General features: G+C 60.8%; 18 protein-coding genes. 15 read left to right on the forward strand and 3 right to left on the reverse strand.

Annotated features, from left to right (window positions below):
* Positions 1 to 10 precede the first annotated feature (10 nt).
* From ACYQ1A_RS18770 to ACYQ1A_RS18830, 13 genes are all read left to right on the forward strand, one after another.
* Positions 11 to 952 carry an ATP-binding protein gene (locus ACYQ1A_RS18770; protein WP_499364486.1) on the forward strand — a complete coding sequence of 314 codons (942 nt, stop codon included), beginning with the start codon at positions 11 to 13 and terminating at the stop codon, positions 950 to 952.
* On the forward strand, positions 949 to 1,632 hold the full coding sequence (locus ACYQ1A_RS18775) for a response regulator (RefSeq protein ID WP_499364488.1): 684 nt from the start codon (positions 949 to 951) through the stop codon (positions 1,630 to 1,632). The genes ACYQ1A_RS18770 and ACYQ1A_RS18775 overlap by 4 nt, the downstream gene beginning before the upstream one ends.
* A gap of 238 nt (positions 1,633 to 1,870) precedes the next feature.
* Positions 1,871 to 2,839, forward strand: a complete 969-nt coding sequence (locus ACYQ1A_RS18780; protein WP_499364491.1) for a fimbrial protein — start codon at positions 1,871 to 1,873, stop codon at positions 2,837 to 2,839.
* 123 nt (positions 2,840 to 2,962) lie between these two features.
* A complete protein-coding gene (glyA, locus tag ACYQ1A_RS18785) occupies positions 2,963 to 4,210 on the forward strand; it encodes a serine hydroxymethyltransferase (RefSeq protein WP_499364494.1) in 1,248 nt (415 codons plus the stop codon).
* Between the two features lie 231 nt (positions 4,211 to 4,441).
* A complete protein-coding gene (gene nrdR / locus ACYQ1A_RS18790) occupies positions 4,442 to 4,894 on the forward strand; it encodes a transcriptional regulator NrdR (RefSeq protein ID WP_053937726.1) in 453 nt (150 codons plus the stop codon).
* Positions 4,895 to 6,028 carry a bifunctional diaminohydroxyphosphoribosylaminopyrimidine deaminase/5-amino-6-(5-phosphoribosylamino)uracil reductase RibD gene (ribD, locus tag ACYQ1A_RS18795; protein ID WP_499364499.1) on the forward strand — a complete coding sequence of 378 codons (1,134 nt, stop codon included), beginning with the start codon at positions 4,895 to 4,897 and terminating at the stop codon, positions 6,026 to 6,028.
* A gap of 4 nt (positions 6,029 to 6,032) precedes the next feature.
* Entirely contained in the window at positions 6,033 to 6,206 is a 174-nt protein-coding gene (locus ACYQ1A_RS18800; RefSeq protein ID WP_499364502.1) for a YfgJ family double zinc ribbon protein, read from the forward strand.
* Between the two features lies 1 nt (position 6,207).
* Positions 6,208 to 6,819, forward strand: coding sequence for a riboflavin synthase (locus ACYQ1A_RS18805; RefSeq protein ID WP_499364505.1), 612 nt, complete (start codon positions 6,208 to 6,210; stop codon positions 6,817 to 6,819).
* Positions 6,819 to 7,928: a bifunctional 3,4-dihydroxy-2-butanone-4-phosphate synthase/GTP cyclohydrolase II gene (ribBA, locus tag ACYQ1A_RS18810; RefSeq protein WP_499364507.1), complete on the forward strand. Its 1,110-nt coding sequence runs from the start codon at positions 6,819 to 6,821 to the stop codon at positions 7,926 to 7,928. Before ACYQ1A_RS18805 ends, ribBA begins: the two co-directional genes overlap by 1 nt.
* 23 nt (positions 7,929 to 7,951) lie before the next feature.
* Positions 7,952 to 8,425 carry a 6,7-dimethyl-8-ribityllumazine synthase gene (gene ribH / locus ACYQ1A_RS18815; RefSeq protein WP_053937730.1) on the forward strand — a complete coding sequence of 158 codons (474 nt, stop codon included), beginning with the start codon at positions 7,952 to 7,954 and terminating at the stop codon, positions 8,423 to 8,425.
* On the forward strand, positions 8,422 to 8,931 hold the full coding sequence (gene nusB, locus ACYQ1A_RS18820) for a transcription antitermination factor NusB (protein ID WP_499364510.1): 510 nt from the start codon (positions 8,422 to 8,424) through the stop codon (positions 8,929 to 8,931). Before ribH ends, nusB begins: the two co-directional genes overlap by 4 nt.
* Before the next feature lie 12 nt (positions 8,932 to 8,943).
* Positions 8,944 to 9,903 (forward strand): thiamine-phosphate kinase, encoded by a 960-nt coding sequence (gene thiL, locus ACYQ1A_RS18825; protein WP_499364513.1) that lies wholly within the window; start codon positions 8,944 to 8,946, stop codon positions 9,901 to 9,903.
* A gap of 21 nt (positions 9,904 to 9,924) precedes the next feature.
* Complete coding sequence (locus ACYQ1A_RS18830; protein ID WP_499364516.1) at positions 9,925 to 10,467, forward strand: phosphatidylglycerophosphatase A family protein; 543 nt, start codon at positions 9,925 to 9,927, stop codon at positions 10,465 to 10,467.
* 70 nt (positions 10,468 to 10,537) lie between these two features.
* Here ACYQ1A_RS18830 and bamC read toward each other — a convergent pair whose 3' ends face one another.
* Together bamC and dapA are read right to left on the reverse strand one after the other, a co-directional pair.
* A complete protein-coding gene (bamC, locus tag ACYQ1A_RS18835) occupies positions 10,538 to 11,728 on the reverse strand; it encodes an NlpB/DapX family lipoprotein (protein WP_499364517.1) in 1,191 nt (396 codons plus the stop codon).
* Between the two features lie 37 nt (positions 11,729 to 11,765).
* Positions 11,766 to 12,641, reverse strand: a complete 876-nt coding sequence (gene dapA, locus ACYQ1A_RS18840; RefSeq protein WP_499364518.1) for a 4-hydroxy-tetrahydrodipicolinate synthase — start codon at positions 12,639 to 12,641, stop codon at positions 11,766 to 11,768.
* Between the two features lie 645 nt (positions 12,642 to 13,286).
* Between dapA and nagE the strand changes: the two genes are divergently transcribed.
* Positions 13,287 to 15,356, forward strand: coding sequence for an N-acetylglucosamine-specific PTS transporter subunit IIBC (gene nagE, locus ACYQ1A_RS18845; protein ID WP_499364524.1), 2,070 nt, complete (start codon positions 13,287 to 13,289; stop codon positions 15,354 to 15,356).
* Between the two features lie 329 nt (positions 15,357 to 15,685).
* Here the strand turns inward: nagE and ACYQ1A_RS18850 are convergent, their stop codons facing one another.
* Positions 15,686 to 16,666 (reverse strand): malate dehydrogenase, encoded by a 981-nt coding sequence (locus tag ACYQ1A_RS18850; protein WP_499364528.1) that lies wholly within the window; start codon positions 16,664 to 16,666, stop codon positions 15,686 to 15,688.
* 349 nt (positions 16,667 to 17,015) lie between these two features.
* Here ACYQ1A_RS18850 and ACYQ1A_RS18855 point away from each other — a divergent pair, with 349 nt between their 5' ends.
* The gene (locus ACYQ1A_RS18855; protein ID WP_499364532.1) at positions 17,016 to 17,732 is read left to right on the forward strand and encodes a GntR family transcriptional regulator; all 717 of its coding nucleotides are present in this window, start codon (positions 17,016 to 17,018) and stop codon (positions 17,730 to 17,732) included.
* The last annotated feature ends 67 nt before the right edge of the window (positions 17,733 to 17,799 follow it).

Here is a 17,799-nt window from a genome sequence, read left to right on the forward strand (position 1 = left end):
GAGTGCAATTGTGGCAGTAGCAAGAGTAGCGGCAGCGGCAACCCTGCTGGCGTTGGCAGCGCCGGGCTGGGGTAGCGAAACCTGGCCGATCAACGCGGGGGCGATCGACTTTATCTGGATCGGTTTATTGATGCTGGCGTGCCTGATGGGGGCGGGGGGCATCCTGCTGCTGCCGCGCCGCCAGGTGGCCAGCGCAGGCCTGATGCGCCATAGCCCGGCACCGCTGCCGCCATTGCAACCGCCACCGCGCCCGTTGCAAGACGGCATTGCCGATCTGGTGCATGAAATTCGCGCGCCCTTAAGCGTGATCAGCGGCGAGATCGAAGCCGCGCAATGCGGCATCCGCACCATGGACGCCGCCACGCTGGATGCGCTGGCCGAAGAGTCCTCGCGCCTGGCGCGCTTGTTGCGCGATCTGGAAAGCCTGACCGTCAGCACCAGCGACCCCATCGCCAGCCTGACCGCGCCGCCAACCCTCTATCAATTTGCCCCCTTGCTGCTGGATAGCTGGCTGCAGCGCGTACTGCGGCATCGCGATACCCGCCTGGCGCAGGCCGGGATTGCCTTGCAAATCCAGATCGAAACTCAAGAACCTTTGTTGATCCAGGCGGATGAACAGCGCCTGACCCAGTTGCTGGACAACCTGCTGCAAAACACGCTGCGTTATACCGATGCCCCCGGCGTGCTGCGGGTGCGCCTGTTCCGTTCGGCGCAAGGCTGGCCCTGCCTGCTGTGGGAAGACTCGGCGCCTGGCGTGCCATCGCATCAGCTGAGTGAACTGCGGCAACGGCACTGGCGTGGCCCCAGCCATGTGGTGGGCAGCGGGCTGGGCCTGGATATTGCCAGCCGTATCGCCGCCGCGCACCGGGCCCGTTTTGAGCCTATGCCCAGCACCCTGGGTGGCCTGTGCTGGATGCTGGAATTTGCCCAACCCGCCGGAGCGCTCGGATGAAGCCGCACGTATTGCTGGTTGAAGACGAGGCCGGCCTGGCGCATGTGCTGGGGGATTATCTGCAGGCGGACGGTTTTGAAGTCACCTGGCGCGAACGCGGCGCCGATGCCTTGCAATGGCTGTCCGGCAATGTGGCCGATCTGATGTTGCTGGACCTGGGGCTGCCCGATCTGCCGGGCATGGAAATCTGCCGCCGTGTGCGCGCGCGTTCTGCCTTGCCCATCATCATGTTGAGTGGTCGCAGTAGCGAGATTGATCGCGTGCTGGGGCTGGAAACCGGCGCCGATGATTTTGTCGGCAAGCCATATAGCCTGCGCGAAGTGGCCGCACGCGTGCGCACCGTGCTGCGGCGGCAGCGGACTTTTGCCCCGGTGGAAGCGCGGACGCCGGAAATTTCCTTTGACGACAACGCCTGTCGCGTCTGGATAGATGGCGTTGATGCGGCGCTGACGCTGATCGAATATCAATTGCTGCGGCAAATGGCACAGCGGCCCGGGTTTTTGATGTCGCGCGCGCAGTTGATGGATGGCATGTACAACGACGGCCGCATCGTGACTGAGCGCACGATTGATAGCCATATCAAGAAAATCCGGCAGAAGCTGGCGCTGGCTGCCCCGACCATGCGCTATGTGCATTCGGTGTATGGCGGCGGCTACCGCTATGAGGCGATGCCAGGCTGAACCCGCAGGGTTGCGGCTGATTGTCCGGTTTGTCCGGCCGTTATGGCTGCCAGAACGCCCCGCGCTGCCGGGGCGTTCTGCTTTTGTTACAGCGGGCGGGCGCGTCGTGTCGCGCTGGCAGATATGACATCCAGATTGCTCCTATGTGTGACGGGCGGGCCGCAATGCGACGCTTCGGCGCTTCCTGCCGGGCAACAAGCCGCGTTGCGCCGCCCGCACACTCCCTGGAGCGCTACCTATGCCGAGATTTCAGCCGCGATATGTTTCCATCACCCTCGCCGCAGCTTGTACCACGCTGGCGTCGCACGCGACGCTGGCTTTGTCTTGCGCATTAAGTGGCGGCGGCGAAGAGCTGAAGGAGCCGCTGGATAAGGTGATCGTGGTGGACCGGTCGCCCGCGGGCAGCGAGATCTGGCGCTCGCCGGTCAAGCATGCGGCGGTGCGCTGCGATTTTGACCAGGCCAGAGCCGGCTGGTCGGAGCGCATTTATTTCTATCCCAACCCGCGCAATGCCACGCCGGTGCCTAACGTCGAATTCGGGGTGCTGTATAAAAACGTGGCGTACTGGTCCAACGCCCGGATCGACACCGGCTACAAGACCATGCCCGACTCACGCGCACCGAACGGATTCGGCGTCAGCTTCAACCTGGATTTTCAGGTGATCATGCGCAAAAAGTCCGCTGGCGCCATCGGCCAGGCCACCATGTCCAGCTTTGACGTGTGGCAGATGGATGGCGAAGGCGGCCTGAATGACCGGCGCTATGCACTGAATTATCAGGTCACCGGTCTCAGCAACGTCACTCGCACCAGTTGCGCGGCGACGGTCAAAGCGTCGCCGGGCACCCTGTATTTCGAAACCCTGTCCAAGCGCGATATGGAACGGGGCAAAACCGCAGTGGCGCCGTTTTCGCTGGATTTTGCCGGCTCTGCCTGCAACACGCCGCTTTCAGTGGACGTGGTGTTCTCGTCGCCACTCAGCGACGCCACCCATACCTATATAGTGCCGCCCGATAACAGGTCGGTCGGCATCGCCATCCGTAAACCGGGGCAGAATTTTCTGGCGATCGATGCCCCGGTGCCGATGCTGAGCAACTGGACCGGCGGGGCCACCAGCCAGCGGCTGGAAGCGGTACTGGACAATGTGCTGAATACCGTGGCTTTGGGGGCGTTCTCGGCGACCGCCACCATCATGCTGCAATTTCGCTAAGCGCTGCCGCCGCGCCTGGGGTCATGAAAATGGCTCACGCGCGGCAGCAAGAACTTTGCCGCAAACAACCACCCCGACCGTGTTAAAATCGCCGACTTCCCCGACCTTCAGGACACGCCGCACATGTTCTCCCGCTCCCGGACCATTGCCCAATACGATCCCGACCTCGCCGCAGCCATTCAAGGCGAAGTCGTGCGCCAGCACGAACACATCGAGCTGATCGCCAGCGAAAACTACGCCAGCCCGGCCGTGATGGAAGCGCAGGGCTCGCAGCTGACCAACAAGTACGCTGAAGGTTATCCGGGTAAACGTTTTTACGGCGGTTGCGAGCATGTTGATGTGCTGGAACAACTGGCCATCGACCGCGTGAAGCAACTGTTTGGCGCCGAATATGCCAACGTGCAACCGCACTCCGGCTCGCAAGCCAACCAGGCCGTGTACTTTGCCGTGCTGAAGCCGGGCGATACCGTGATGGGTATGAACCTGGGCCATGGCGGTCACCTGACGCATGGCTCGCCCGCCAACCTGAGCGGCAAGTTGTTCAATATCGTGCCCTACGGCCTGAACGACAAAGAAGAAATCGATTACGACGAGATGGAACGCATTGCCCTCGAAGCCAAACCCAAGCTGATTATCGGCGGCGCTTCGGCTTATGCATTGCGTTTTGACTTTGAGCGCATGGCGGCCATCGCCAAAAAAGTGGGCGCGTACTTTATGGTCGACATGGCGCATTACGCCGGTCTGATCGCAGCGGGCCTGTATCCGAACCCGGTGCCGCACGCTGACTTCGTTACCTCGACCACGCACAAAACGCTGCGCGGCCCGCGCGGTGGTCTGATCCTGGCCAAGGCCGAGTTTGAGAAAGCGCTGAATTCCAGCGTATTCCCGGCGCTGCAAGGTGGCCCGCTGATGCACGTGATTGCCGCCAAGGCCGTTGCGTTCAAAGAAGCAGCGCAACCCGAGTTCAAGACCTACCAGCAACAAGTCATCAAAAACGCGCAAGTCATGGCGGCAACGCTGATCGAACGCGGTCTGCGCATTATCTCGGGCCACACCGAATCGCATCTGTTCCTGGTCGATCTGCGCCCCAAAGGCCTGACCGGCAAAGCCGCCGATGCCGCGTTGGGCAAGGCGCACATCACGGTAAACAAGAATTCGATCCCGAACGATCCGGAAAGCCCGTTTGTAACGTCCGGCATCCGCATCGGCAGCCCGGCCATCACCACGCGTGGCTTTAAAGAAGCCGAAGCGGCGCAAGTGGCTAATCTGATCGCCGATGTGCTGGATAACCCGGATGACGAAGCCAATCTGGCCGCAGTGGCGGAAAAGGTCAAAGCACTGACCGCCCGCTTCCCGGTTTACGGCGAATAACGCATAGGGTGGGTCTAGACCCACCCCACAAAGCCATTGAGAAATGCATGAAGGCTCATATTCCTCTTCGTTGTGACGGCTTTGAATGGTGGGTCATGACCCACCCTATGGATGGTGCAGTTTGTAGTTGATGTGCTAGCTTGACGCTCTTTGATTGGCCCGCCGCCGCTCCATGCGCCGGCGGGCTGTTTTGCCTGTACAGGCTTGCTCTTTGAACCCCGGAGGCTTCGCATGAAGTGTCCATTCTGCGGCTCACCCGATACTCAAGTGGTGGATAGCCGCGTCTCTGACGAAGGCGATACCGTACGCCGGCGTCGTCGTTGCAATGTGTGCGACAAACGCTTTACCACCTTCGAAACCGCCGAAGTGCGGCTGCCGCAAGTGGTCAAGGCCAACGGCCAGCGCGCCGAGTTTGATCGCGACCGTATCCGCACCAGCTTCCAGCGCGCGTTGCACAAGCGCCCCGTGCCCACCCAACTGGTGGACGAAGCCATTTCGCGCATCATCCAGCGTGTGCTTACCGTCGGCGAGCGCGAAATCATGTCGCGCCAGATCGGCGAGATGGTGATGTCCGAACTGGCCAAGCTGGACAAGGTGGCTTATATCCGCTTTGCCTCGGTGTATCGCTCGTTCTCTGACGTCGATGATTTCCGCGACGTGATCCGTGAAGTGACCAAACAATAAATGACCGAAGTGGCCCGATACAGCGCTGCCGACTACGCCCATATGCAGCACGCCCTGGCGTTGGCGGCACGCGGCCGTTACATCACGCCGCCTAATCCCAGCGTTGGTTGTGTGCTGCTGCGCGATGGGGTCGTCGTGGGCGAAGGCCATAGCCAGCCCACCGGCCAGGCGCATGCCGAAGTGATGGCGCTGCGCATGGCGGGTGAGCAAGCGCGCGGTGCCACGGCTTATGTGACGCTGGAGCCCTGTAGCCACCATGGCCGCACTCCGCCCTGCGCCGATAGCTTGATCGCCGCCGGGGTCAGCCGCGTGGTGGTCGCCTTGCGTGACCCCAATCCGCTGGTGGCAGGGCAGGGCCTGGCGCGCTTGCGCGCCGCGGGTATCGCAGTCAGCCACGGTTTGCTGGCCAATGAGGCTGCCGAACATCATCGTGGCTTTCTCAGCCGCATGATCCGCCAGCGGCCATGGTTGCGCGTCAAGATCGCCACATCGCTGGATGGCCGCACCGCGCTGGCCAATGGCGAATCGCAATGGATTACCGGCCCGGCCGCACGCGCCGATGTACAAGCGCTGCGGGCGCGTTCCAGCGCCATGATCACCGGCATCGGCACCGTGCTGGCCGACGACGCGGCATTAACCGTGCGCGACCCGGCCTTTGCCGAAATCGGCCGCCAGCCTTTGCGCGTGGTGCTTGATGGCCGCCTGCGCACCCCGCCGTCGGCCCGCATACTGCAAACGCCGGGCGTATTGATCGTGTGTGATGTGCTGGATGGTGCGCGCGAAGCTGCGTTGCGTGCTGCCGGGGCCGAAGTGATCAGCCTGGCCGATGCCGCAGGGCGTATCGATCTGCCGGCCTTGATGGCCGAACTGGCGCTGCGTGGCTGCAATGAAGTAACCGTGGAAGCCGGCGCCATCCTTAATGGCGCGTTTTTGCGCAGTGGGCTGGTCGATGAAATCATCTGGTATCAGGCACCGGTCATTATCGGTGAGCCGGGCCGTGGCGCCGCCGAGCTGGATCTGACGCAACTGGCGTCGCGCCTGAAGCCGCAAGTGCGGGCGCGGCGCATGGTGGGCGATGATCAAAGGCTGGACTTGCGATTTACTGATCCGGCTCTATTTGTGACGCAGGAGTAACGCGATGACTTCCGCCCCCATCCTCGCCTGCCCCGATTGTGGCCAACCGGTCGAAGTACTGGTGGCCTGCGGCGCGCGCAGCTATTTCTGCAATGCCTGCAACGAGCTCAAATCCTCGCAGCGCATACGGCTCGCCAATCCAGACCAATTTGCTGATCAAGACAAGGAAACCCCCTGAAATGTTTACCGGTATCGTGCAAGGACTCGGCACTATCGAAAAAGTGGAGCCGTTTGAAGGTGGCGTCAGCCTGACCGTACATGCGCCTGAGCTGGATCTTTCGGACGTGGCATTGGGCGACAGCATTTCGCATAACGGCGCCTGCATGACCGTGGTCGATATGCAGCCAGACGCGCGCTACCGCATTGATGTGTCGGAAGAATCGCTGCGCGTGACCGTGGGCCTGCAGCATCAGGGTGGCAAGGTCAACCTGGAAAAAGCCATGCGTTTGTCTGATCGGCTGGGTGGCCATCTGGTGTCGGGCCATGTGGATGGCGTGGGCGAAGTCATCAGCTTTGAACCGGTGGGCGACAACCGCGAGCTGATCATCCGCGCGCCGCAATCGCTGAAAAAATATCTGGCGGTCAAAGGCTCGGTGGTGGTGAACGGCGTGTCGCTGACCACCAACTGGGTGCGCGATGCTGCCGACGGCGTGGAGTTCTCCATCAACCTGATTCCGCACACGCTCACCGTGACCACGCTGGGCGAACTGCACGCCGGCGCCCGGGTAAACCTGGAAGTCGATCTGATCGCACGCTACGTTGAGCGCATGCTGGCGGCGGGAGCACTCTGATGGCCAGCATCGCACCAATCAAAGACATCATCGCCGACATTCGCGCCGGCAAGATGGTGATCCTGGTGGACGAAGAAGATCGCGAAAACGAAGGCGATCTGGTGTTGGCGGCCGATTACGTAACGCCCGAAATCATCAACTTTATGGCGAAGTACGGCCGCGGCCTGATCTGCCTGACGCTGAGCGCGGACCGCTGCAAACAGCTGAATCTGCCGCTGATGGTCAACAACAATGGCTCCAGCCACGGCACCAACTTCACCGTATCGATTGAAGCCGCCGAAGGCGTCAGCACCGGTATCTCGGCCGCCGACCGTGCGCTGACCATCCGCCGCGCCGTGGCATTTGATGCCAAGCCGGGCGATCTGGTGTCGCCGGGCCACGTATTCCCGCTGCTGGCACAGCCCGGTGGCGTGCTGGTGCGCGCGGGCCATACCGAAGCCGGTTCTGATCTGGCCATGCTGGCCGGTTTGTCGCCCGCATCGGTCATCTGCGAAATCATGAACGATGACGGCAGCATGGCGCGTCTGCCCGAACTGCTGGAATTTGCCGAGCAACATCAGATCAAGATCGGCACCATCGCTGACCTGATCCACTATCGCAGCCAGACCGAGTCGCTGGTCGAGACCAAAGGCGTGCGCAGCGTTGAGACCTTTGCCGGTGAGTTCAAACTGCATGTGTTCCGCGACACGCTAACCAGCACCACGCATCTGGCGCTGGTGCATGGCGAGCCCACCCCCGGCGAAGAAACGCTGGTGCGCGTGCACGAGCCGCTGAGCGTGATGGACTGGCTGGACCTGGCGCACAGCGGTCATTCGTGGAATGTGCGCGAATCGCTCGAAGCCATTGCACGCGCCGAGCGCGGCGTAGTCATCCTGCTGCATCGCACCGAAAACGGCGACGATCTGCTGGCGCGAGCGCTGCCGGAACTGAAGCTGGAACAGCCGCGCAAATGGGATATGCGTACCTATGGCATCGGTGCACAAATGCTCAAATCGCTGGGCGTGGGCAAGATGCGACTGCTGTCGCCCGAACGCAAAATGCCCAGCATGACCGGGTTCGGACTCGAAGTAACCGGCTTTGAATTACCGCGCTGCGCGGACAAGCAATAAGTAATTGACCAGGAAAATCAATCATGACATTGAGCAAGAACATTCAATTTATCGCCCCCGACATGAACGGTGCCGGCCTGCGCATTGCGCTGGTATACAGCCGGTTTAATACGCCGGTGTGCGAAGGCCTGCGCGATGCCGCGCTGGACGAACTGAACAAGCTGGGCGTGAAAGAATCCGACCTGCTGGTGACTAGCGTGCCGGGCGCGCTCGAAATTCCGCTGGTGCTGCAAACGCTGGCCAAAAGCCGGCGCTTTGATGCGCTGATCGGTCTGGGCGCGGTCATTCGCGGCGAGACTTATCACTTTGAACTGGTTTCCAACGAATCGGGCGCCGGGGTTACGCAAGTAACGCTGGACCACGGTGTACCGATCGCCAACGCTATCCTGACCACTGAAACCGACGAACAAGCCGAAGTGCGCGTCGACGAAAAAGGTCGGGATGCCGCCAAAGTGGCCGTAGAAATGGCCAATCTGCAAAAGGTATTGAAAGCATGAGTGACACGAACCCCACGGGCGCAGCCGCGCCGGGTGCTGACGCACCCAAAAAAGCCCCACCCAAGTCGGCCCGTCGCCGCGCCCGCGAGTTCGCGATGCAAGGTATTTATCAATGGCAGCTGACCAATGAGTCGGTCACCGCCATCGAAAAGTTTTTGCGCGAAAGCAGCACCTCGTTTGTGAAGGCCGATGAAGCCTTGTTCCGTAATCTGCTGGTAGGCGCGTTGGGCGGCCAGGCGCATCTGACCGAGGCATTGCGCCCGCACGTCGACCGCGATCTGGCCGAAGTCAGCCCGGTTGAGCGCGCCATTCTGCTGGTGGGCGCGCAGGAAATCATCAACATGCCGGAAACGCCGTACCCCGTGATCATCAACGAAGCCATCGAGCTGGCCAAAACCTTTGGCGGTGCGGATGGCCACAAATTTGTGAACGGTGTGCTCGACCAACTGGCGGCTGAAGTGCGTCCGGCGGAAGTCGAAGCCATCCGTGCCAAACGTCAACGTTAAGCTGGCCGCGCATTGAACGAATTCGATCTGATCGCCCGCTATTTCCATCGACCGGGCACGGTGGCTGACCTCGGCGTCGGTGACGACGCCGCTTTGTTGACCCCGGCTGCGGGCCAGCAACTGGCTATTTCGGTGGATATGCTGGTGGCCGGTCGCCACTTCTTTGAAGATGTCGACCCGTTTACCCTGGGCCATAAAAGCCTGGCGGTGAATCTGTCCGACCTCGCCGCCATGGGGGCCACACCGCGCTGGTTTACCTTGGCGCTGGCCTTGCCGCATGCCGATGCGGCGTGGCTGGAGGCGTTTAGCCGTGGCATGTTTGCCCTGGCCGAAGCGCATGGCATCGAGCTGGTCGGCGGCGATACCACGCGGGGTCCGTTGACCATCAGCATCCAGATTGCAGGCGACGTGCCCAAAGGCATGGCGCTGCTGCGGGGCGGGGCCCGGGCCGATGACGACATCTGGGTATCGGGTCAGCTTGGCGCTGCGGCGGCAGCGGTGGCGCAACGGCTGGAAGGCTTGCCCTTGTCGGCGGGCGCGCTGGCGCAATGCTTGCCGCGGCTGCAACAGCCCACACCGCGCGTGGCGCTGGGGCAGGGCTTGCGCGGATTGGCGCATGCCTGTCTGGATATCTCGGATGGCTTGCTGGGTGATCTGGCGCATATCTGTCAGCGTTCGGGCTTGAGCGCGCGACTGCGCGCGGCGGCCATTCCGCTGGCGGATGCGCTGGCTGAACTGGACCACGCCACCGCCTTGCAACTGGCGCTGGCGGGTGGTGACGATTACGAATTGTGTTTCTGCGCCCCCGCTGCGGCGCGCCAGGCCGTGGTTGATCTGGCGGCGCATTGCGATGTGGCGGTGACGCGAGTCGGGCGCATGGCGGCCGGCGATCCGGTGGTGGTGGTGCTGGACGCACAAGGCTTGCCGCTGCCTATGGCACGCAAAGCCTATGATCATTTCCGCAATCCTTGAGAAATCTGGCCCGCTAATCCTATGTCTGCATCCAAACGTGGGCTGATCCAGCCCGATCTGCGTTTTCTGTTGAGCAAGCCCGCGCATTTCATTGCGCTCGGTTTTGGCAGCGGCTTGCCGCATAAGGCGCCTGGCACCTTTGGCACGCTGGCGGCACTGCCGCTGTTTGCGCTGATGGTATGGCTGGGCCTGGGGGTCTACGCCATCCTTGGCGTGTGCGTGCTGGCCTTCCTGGTCGGTTGGTGGGCGGCGCATGTCACCGGCCACGACCTGGGGGTGCATGATCACGGCGGCATTGTGATCGATGAAATTGTGGCGATGTGGCTGGTACTGTTGCTGATTCCGCTGCCGGGTGCCACGCAGATGCCGCCGGCGGAACTCGCATTGTGGTGGGGCGTGGCGTTTGCCGCCTTCCGTTTGTTTGATATCTGGAAGCCGTGGCCCATCCGCATTTTTGATGCACGCGTGCCGGGTGGGTTTGGCGTCATGCTGGATGACTTGCTGGCCGCGGTTTATGCGGGCTTGTTGCTGTGGCTGCTGCAAGCGGCAGCGCGGCTGGTCTAAAGCGTCCAGCCAGCAGCCATAAAAAAAACGGACCTGATCAGGTCCGTTTTTATTTGCCCAGCCAGCGCAATTACTTGAGCTGTTGTTGCAGCGTGCTGAGGATGGGGTAGGCCGTCTTGCTGTCGACTGCGGCACCGTTCTTGTCGGTAACCACCAGCTTGACGCCATTGACTGCCTGCTGCAGTTGCACGTGGTATTCGACTTGCTCGGCCGGTTTGTCGCTCGGCTTGGATTTCCAGAACGCCAGCTTGCTGAACACGCTGTCCGACTTCTCGCCGGTGATGTCGTTGGCGGCCTGGTGGACAAAGTAAATGCCCTTGCTGCGGTCGCGGTCGAATACCTGATAGCCGCTGCGATCCAGCGCCAGACCAACACGGCGCCATGCGCGGTCGAAGCTGTCGTTGATGGCCAGCGCCTGGTTGTTGTCGGTGAGCGTTGCGCCATCCGGCAGTTTGACCGGCGTGTTGACGGTGGCTTGAGCCTGTTCCGGCGTCATGCCAAAGCGGTTCAGCATCATTGCCAGCATCTGGGCTTCCAGTTCCGGATCTTCCGGGCGCGGGGTCCAGATGGTCTGCGTGCCCTGGTTGCCGGTGGCGCTGCTACCAATGCGTTGATCGGCGCTGCCGTTGTCTTTGTAGACTTCCTGCATGCCTTGATGCGACAGATAGATTTCGGTGGTGCCCGGTGCCGCGCCACGTTCTACGCGAGTGCGGAATTTGTCGAGCAGGCCGGTCGAAATTGCGCCATCGGCAATTTTGCGCAGCAGCTTGGTTACGATGTCTTGCGGCAGATTGGCGCGGTTTTCTTGCCAATCGGTTTCCATAATGCCGATCTGCGGATTGTCGGTAGTCAGCAGAAAGCCGTTATCCAGCCAGAACTGACGGATATCCGGCCACAGTTTTTCCGGGTCACCCTTGATCACCAGCCAGCGTTGCGCACCGGCTTGCACCAGTTGCGCGCGCTGTTCCGGCGCCAGCGCCGGGGTGGCGGTCTGCACCGGCGTCGCCACGGCGGCGGCACTGGCGTTGGCGGCAGCCGGGGCCGAAGCGCCAGCGGCCAATACTGATTTGCCCGGCACGATATAACCGTTGTTCACGGTGGGGGCGGTCAGATCAGGCGGAATCTCGAGCGTGTTGCGCGACAGGTTATCGCTGCCGGAGCGGTAATCGACCTTGCTCTGGAACGGCATCTGGTCAACAGAAGTACAACCAGCGGCCACCAGCACGGCAGCAACAGGCATCAGGCGGAACAGGTTTTTCATGTTTGTTTTCTGCATCAGGGCTAGTTTGTACAGCGGATTACAGCAGGCCGGCGGCTTGCAGCGCGCGACGTACCACGGGTTGAGCGCCCTCGGACAGGGCAGTCAGCGGCAAGCGGATGCCGGTGCCGATGTGCCCCATCGCGTGCAGGGCCCATTTGACAGGGATCGGGTTGGCTTCGACGAACAGGTTTTTGTGCAGGTCTTGCAGCTTGTCATTGATTTGCCGTGCGGCCGGGATATGCCCCGCCGCGGCTTCGCGACACAGCTGGCTCATGGCGTGCGGGGCCACGTTGGCGGTCACCGAAATCACGCCATGGCCACCCAGCAGCAGGAAGGCCAGTGACGAGGCATCGTCGCCGCTATACAGGCCAAAGTCAGCCGGCACACGTTTGATCAGATCCGCTGCGCGTTCCAGATTGCCGGTCGCATCCTTCAAGCCGACGATGCCCGGCAGTTCAGCCAGGCGCAATACGGTGTCGTTGGCCAGATCGGCGACGGTGCGGCCCGGAACGTTATACAGAATGGTGGGCAGACCACTGCTCTCGGCAATGGTCTTGAAATGCAGGTACAGGCCTTCTTGCGTGGGGCGGTTGTAATAGGGCACAACCGACAGGCCATAGGCGGCGCCGACTTCTTTGGCACGGCGCGACAGATGCACGGCTTCGCGGGTGGAATTGGCACCGGTGCCGGCAATGACCGGGACCCGGCCCGCAGCGTGTTCGACGCAGAAACGGATCAGCTCAATGTGTTCTTCAACATCTACTGTTGGCGACTCACCCGTGGTGCCCACGGCAACGATGCCGTCAGTGCCTTGCTCGATATGCCAGTCAATCAGTTTTTTCAAGCGTTCGAAATCAAGGGCGCCGTCATCCTTCATCGGCGTGACGATCGCAACCAGACTACCTGTCAGCATGGAGCTATACCTTGTTCAGACTATCAAATCGGGCCGCGTGTAAAGCGAGGCCGCAGACGCATAAACCGGCATTCTAACCGAACCAGGCAAGCCGCGGAAACCGGATAAGTTGCCGGGCGTATCCGAAGGTAGAAAGCCGTGTGTGCGGTGTGTAAGGACGAAGGCAGCAGACCGGCGGGCTTGTGTCGCAGTCATGCGCAAAAATCCATGCCAGGAAAGTGCTGATGTTTGCGCTACGCAAGCAAGCCGGGCGGCATCAACGTTTAACGCGCGGGTGTATAACCCGAAACCATACACGCGGGCCAGCAGCGAAATCACGTATACCACCGCGTTACGCAAAGGCATTGAATGCCGCACTTTGGTGCTTAATCCGCTGCACATGCCGATACGGATTTGCAAGGATTGAAGGGCGGATGGAATAATCGGCCCCAGGTTTACAGTGCCACGGTCACAGATTACAACTTTGAGTGCGAGCTATCGCACATAAAGTCAGGCCGAGTTGGATGTGCAGTTGATAGTAAACAGGAGGCCGTCAGCCCCAAGCATGAATAATGCGACACGGGCGCGGCAGTCTTGCCAGACCGGTATCCCGAATTTTTTTCCGGGTTGCCGGCGCGGCCATTTGAGGAAGGGCGGAGACTAAACATGCTTGGATATTTACAAAAAATCGGCCGCGCGCTGATGTTGCCAGTGGCGACATTGCCTGCAGCGGCCATTCTGATGGGTGTGGGTTATTGGCTGGACCCCAACGGCTGGGGTTCCAACAGCGCCCTCGCTGCGTTCCTGATCAAATCGGGCGCGGCCATTATCGACAACATGTCTATCCTGTTTGCCGTCGGCGTAGCCTACGGGATGTCTGAAGACCGCGATGGCGCTGCCGCACTGGCTGGCCTGGTCGGCTTCTATGTACTGACCACGCTGTGCTCGCCCGCTGCCGTTGCGCAGATTCAGGGTATCGATCCCAAGCTGGTTCCCGCTGCATTCGGCAAGATCAATAACCAGTTCGTCGGTATTCTGACGGGCGTTATTTCGGCCGAACTGTATAACCGCTTCCACCGCGTCGAACTGCACAAAGCCTTCTCGTTCTTTAGCGGTCGCCGTCTGGTGCCGATCCTGACCTCGTTCGTGATGATCTTTGTGGCCTTCATCATGATGTGGGTCTGGCCGATCATTTTTGGTGGTTTGGTGCACTTTGGCGAAAGCGTCAAGGATATGGGCGCAGTCGGCGCCGGTATCTATGCCTTCTTCAACCGTCTGCTGATTCCGGTGGGTCTGCATCACGCGCTGAACTCGGTGTTCTGGTTTGACGTTGCCGGCATCAATGACATCCCCAACTTCCTCGGTGGCGCCAAGTCGCTGGCTGAAGGCAAGGCGGTGGTGGGCGTAACCGGTATGTACCAGGCCGGTTTCTTCCCGGTGATGATGTTCGGTCTGCCCGGCGCTGCGCTGGCGATCTATCAAACCGCCAAACCGGCCAACAAGACCCGCGTTGCATCGATCATGATCGCTGCTGCTTTCGCGTCGTTCTTTACCGGTATTACCGAGCCGCTCGAATTCTCCTTCATGTTTGTGGCACCGCCGCTGTATCTGCTGCACGCCTTCCTGACTGGCGTATCGGTGTTTATCGCCGCCAAGATGCAGTGGATTGCCGGTTTTGGCTTCTCGGCTGGTCTGGTCGATATGGTGCTGTCCACCAAGAACCCGCTGGCTAAAGACTGGTTCATGCTGCTGGTACAGGGCGTGGTGTTCTTCTTTATCTACTATCTGGCCTTCCGTGGCGCGATTGCCGCTTTCAATCTGAAGACCCCGGGTCGTGAAGATGATGACGTCAACGCTGCTCCGGCTGCGGGTGCCAATATCGATGCGTCTTCGGACATCAACACGCTGGCTGCGGGTTATGTGAACGTGATCGGTGGCGCCGCTAACGTGGTCGGTATCGATGCGTGTATCACTCGCCTGCGTCTGACTCTGAATGATTCGGCCACGGTGGACGAAGCTGCGGCCAAGCGTCTGGGTGCTTCCGGCCTGATCCGTCTGAACAAGCAAAACGTACAGATCATTGTTGGGCCGCGTGCCGAACTGATCGCCGATGGCATGCGTGCAGTGCTGGGTCGTCCGGCTGCGCCGGTGGCTCCGGTGGCTGCTGCTGCGCCGGCCGTCAAGCCTGTGGCCGCGCCTGCTCCGGTGGCTGCTCCTGCGGTCGCGCCGGCTGCTGTGGCTCCGGCCGCGGCAACGGTGGTGCCGACTTCGCCTAAAGGCCTGGTGCTGGTTGCGCCGATGACGGGCAATATTGTGCCGCTGGATCAAGTGCCGGATGCGGCATTCGCCAGCAAGGCCGTGGGTGACGGTATTGCGATTCAGCCGACCGGCAAGTTTGTAGTAGCACCGGCCAGCGGCACCATCGCCAAGATCTTCAACAGCAACCATGCATTTGCACTGGTGGCTGACAATGGCGCGGAAATCATCGTTCACATCGGTATCGAAACCGTCAAGCTGGGCGGCCAGGGCTTTACCCGTCTGGCCACGCAAGGCGCGCATGTGAATGCGGGCGACCCGGTGCTGGAACTGGATCTGGAATACCTGGGCCAGCACGCACAATCGCTGATCAGCCCGGTGGTGATCAGCAACTCCGACCAGTACGCTGGCCTGGCCGATGCGGCCACCGGCACGGTCGAAGCGGGCAAGACGCCGCTGTATGTGCTGCTGAACAAGTAATTGCTTTGCTGCCAGGGCTTCGGCTCTGGCAATTAAAAAACGGAAGGCTGCGGCCTTCCGTTTTTTTTGTGCCCAATCATCGGTGGGGCACGTCGCATAGGGTGGGTCTGGACCCACCATTCAAAGCCATACGCCAGATCAACAGCGTTTTGCGTCTAACTTGCCCTGTGTTCTGCAATGCTGCTGCCAAACCCGTCACCGGACGAGTATGCCAGCCGCGGTGCATGTAGCTTGCGGCTTTGAGTGGTGGGTCTAGACCCACCCTATGCAAGGCGTAAAAAAAAGCGGACCTTGCGGTCCGCTTTTTTCATTGCAACTGCCAGCATCGATCAGCCCAGCAGGTGCTTCACCGCGTCGCGTTCTTCCGACAGCTCGCGTGCCGAGGCGTCGATGCGGCCGCGGCTGAATTCGCTGACGTCCAGACCTTCGATGATGGTGTATTTGCCATCTTTGCAGGTGACCGGGTAGCCAAAGATCAGATCGCTGATGCCGTATTCGCCATTGGCCGGCACGCCCATGGTCACCCAGTCGCCTTCCGGCGTACCCAGCACCCAGTTACGGATATGGTCGATGGCGGCGTTGGCGGCCGATGCGGCCGACGACAGGCCACGCGCCTTGATAATGGCGGCGCCGCGCTGTTGTACGGTCGGGATGAATTCGGTTTCGAGCCACTTCTGGTCATTGACCAGCTGGGCAGCGTTCTGGCCCTTGATCTCGGCGTGGAAGATGTCCGGGTACTGCGTGCTGGAGTGGTTGCCCCAGATGATCATCTTCTTGACGTCGGTGACCACGTTGCCGGTTTTCTGTGCCAGCTGGGTCAGCGCGCGGTTGTGATCCAGACGCATCATGGCGGTGAAGTTAGCCGGGTTCAGATCCGGCGCGTTCTTCATGGCGATGTAGGCGTTGGTATTGGCCGGGTTGCCGACCACCAGCACCTTGACGTCGCGGCTGGCCACTTCGTTCAGGGCACGGCCTTGTGCCGTGAAGATGGCGCCGTTGGCTTCGAGCAGGTCTTTACGTTCCATGCCCGGGCCACGCGGACGGGCGCCAACCAGCAGCGCGATGTCGGCGTCTTTGAAGGCTACTTTGGGGTCATCAGTCTGCACCACGCCAGCCAGCAGCGGGAAGGCGCAATCGTCGAGTTCCATCACTACGCCGTTCAGGGCTGGCAGCGACGGCGTGATATCCAGCAATTGCAGAATCACCGGCTGATCGGGGCCGAGCATGGCGCCAGAAGCGATACGGAACAACAGGCTGTAGCCAATCTGGCCAGCAGCGCCAGTTACGGCAACGCGTACGGGGGTTTTCATTTGGTAAAGACTCCGCAAGGGTGAGCGGCGGCAGGCCGCCATCGACGACTGTGGCCTTGGTGGCGCCATGGGCGCCGGGCCTTTCGAAACTACGAAACCGTTTATGCACTGCGCCCGCACAAAACATGTTGTAAGCAAGCAGGCCGCTACGTGATTTTTCGCCAGCGGGTCATGCACTACACCAGTGCGTGCGCAGTGGGATGCTGCACAGTGGCAAAAGTCTAACACGCGTGCTTGAGGCTTTGCCACGCTTTGTCGCGTAATGCCTGCCACTGGTGAGAAACGTCTTATGTCTTATATAAGACTGTAGTAGACGCTAGACCGACAACATGATAAAAAGCGCACAACCATGAAAAAGCTCTCTGCAGTTTCGCTTTATCAGCAGGTTCAGCGCGAAGTTCTTACCGATATTGAAGCGGGTGTGTGGCAGTCAGATGAAGCCCTGCCTAGCGAACAAGAACTGGCTGGCCGCTTTGGCGTGAGCCAGGGCACGGTCAGAAAAGCACTGGACGGGCTGGTCACCGACGGCGTGTTATATCGCCGCCAGGGCGTAGGCACGTTTGTGCAGGCGGCCAGTGATGATCTCGGCGAGTTGCGTTTTTCACCACCAAACAGCTTTGCTAGTGAAATCCCCAGGGTTGAATTATTAAGTTGCACGCGTATCCATGCGGCGGAGCAACTGGCCGATATTTTTGGCATGCGGCGCGGCGCGGCAATGTGGCAGGTGCGGCGTTTGTTGCGCGTGCAGGGCGATGTGATCGGGGTGGAAGAATCATTGCTGCCCGAGGCGGTGTTTCCCGATCTGGATGTGCGACGCCTGCGTGAAGCGCGTGGCAATTTGCGCACCGTGTGCTGGCTGGATTACGGCGTGCGGCTCAAGACCACCGAGGCGCGCTTTCGCGCGGTACCGGCAGGGCAGGTCGAAGCGCGGCAGTTGCAGATTGATGTTAACGAACCGGTGCTGCAGCTCACCCGCCTGGCGCGTGACTTTGAAGCTAAACCGCAAGTGTGGAGCGTGGCGTGGTTTCGCTCCGAGCAATACGCCATGCAAGCGCCGGTGTTTTAACCGATTGATTCAGGGCCAGCCCCGCAGGCTGGTCTTTTGTGTATTTGAAAGTCACCACAAGGAAGAG

This window comes from Silvimonas sp. JCM 19000 (assembly GCF_054652575.1).